This window comes from Acidithiobacillus sp. TH-A36 (assembly GCF_057473445.1).
Genome location: NZ_JBYCKP010000648.1, coordinates 1 through 1,511 on the forward strand (window position 1 = coordinate 1; position 1,511 = coordinate 1,511).

At 49.8% G+C, this 1,511-nt stretch carries 3 protein-coding genes; all 3 read left to right on the forward strand.

Annotated elements, in window-relative coordinates:
• On the forward strand, positions 1 to 957 hold a 957-nt coding region (locus AC2VLY_RS16215), incomplete at its 5' end, for a hypothetical protein (protein WP_486922647.1).
• A gap of 2 nt (positions 958 to 959) precedes the next feature.
• The gene (locus AC2VLY_RS16220; RefSeq protein ID WP_142086059.1) at positions 960 to 1,319 is read left to right on the forward strand and encodes a hypothetical protein; all 360 of its coding nucleotides are present in this window, start codon (positions 960 to 962) and stop codon (positions 1,317 to 1,319) included.
• The coding region (locus AC2VLY_RS16225; RefSeq protein WP_486893898.1) for a hypothetical protein at positions 1,316 to 1,511 on the forward strand (196 nt) is incomplete at its 3' end. The genes AC2VLY_RS16220 and AC2VLY_RS16225, both read left to right, overlap by 4 nt.

The following is a 1,511-nucleotide window of genomic DNA, read 5'->3' on the forward strand; positions in this document are numbered from 1 at the left end:
GAAGCCAGCATCCTTAATGAAGGGGTTCGTGATGCGTTGATGGTATGGGAAAGAGAGCATGAAAAAATACTCGTTGATGGTCACCATAGATATGCCATTACCCAAAAACATCATCTGGAATTCAAAACGATCAGTAGACATTTTGACAGTCTGGATGCCGTATTGGATTGGGTGGATAAAAACCAGTTAGGGCGACGTAACCTGACGGATGAGGAAAGAGCTTTAACACTAGGCCGCATTTATCAGCGCGTTCGTGATCATAGATCATCTATCAGGGCCAACTCAGAAAATACAGAAGAAAAGGAACAAGGAAGAACAGCAGATAAAGTGGCAGAAGAATGGAATCTCAGTTCTGGCACAGTCAAACGGTCCAGTGATTTTGCCTCAGCCATGGCCCTCCTGAAGTCCTGTGGCGAATCCGGAGAAGCGGCCGCGACACGCGTTCTCAAGGGAGAAATTAAGGATGCTATAACCGAGCTTCCAGTAGCGTACAAATCACACCCGGAACGTTTTCAGGATTTAGCCGATGGCTTGGCGAATGGTGCCAGGAAAGTCCGGGAAGTGCTCCCGAAAGCCAAACCAAAAATCCACACCATCCCCCCTTCTGTAGGCATAGAATCGGGGAATAATCAACCCACTGAAACCACTGAGGAGATGGCTGCCTACCGGCAGGTCATGGCCGGAACCGGGATGGGTGGAGAAGATGATGATGCGTTTTTCGAGTCGGTAGAAAAAGCGGCGGCGGCCACCCAGGAACTGCGCAATCCAGAACCCTCCCCGATTGAGATTCAATCCAATATCTTACAATGCTTTGTGTGCTTCGACCTGCTGAAAAATGTCGAGCCAGACACGCTTTGGGGAACCTTACCGAAATACATCAAAGAACAGGTTCAACCTTCCATTGCTGAGGCGGCAGAATGGTTTGCCAAACTCTCTCAGTATACCCACGGAGAATGACCATGGCTCGCGCACTGGATGTGGATGCAAAGCCGGTAACCTTGCCGCCCTCCATCAAACATATTCGCAGAGACTTGAATAACCTCAATCTTGGTTATCTGATGCTACTGAAAAGTGTGGGCGAGGTCGATATGAATATGGCTATGGGTATGTTCAGGCTGCCACGATCGGTGACTGAAAAAATAGCGGCAGCGCCCTATCAATCCCTCGCAGAAATAGCCAAGGTGCTAACCGTTACGCCTGTACTCAGATCGGATATGCCGGATACCGCCTGGACCCTGATAGAAGGGGTGATTTCCGGCGAAATTCAGGCGGAGGAATTGGGTAGCTATGTCCTCAGCGTTATGGGTGGTGGTCGATGAAAACCCGAATGCAATTGACGGAGTTGCCATTGGGCATCAAATGCCTGGAAGGTAGCCGTTTGCATGGATGGCAAATAGCACATTTCCTCATTGCAGGAGGGGTTCGTCCTATCAATGTGGAAGCGGTAACACGGATTAACCGCGCCCAACTCAACGCGCTTTGGAAAAATGTACATGGTTTCCCCGCCAAGG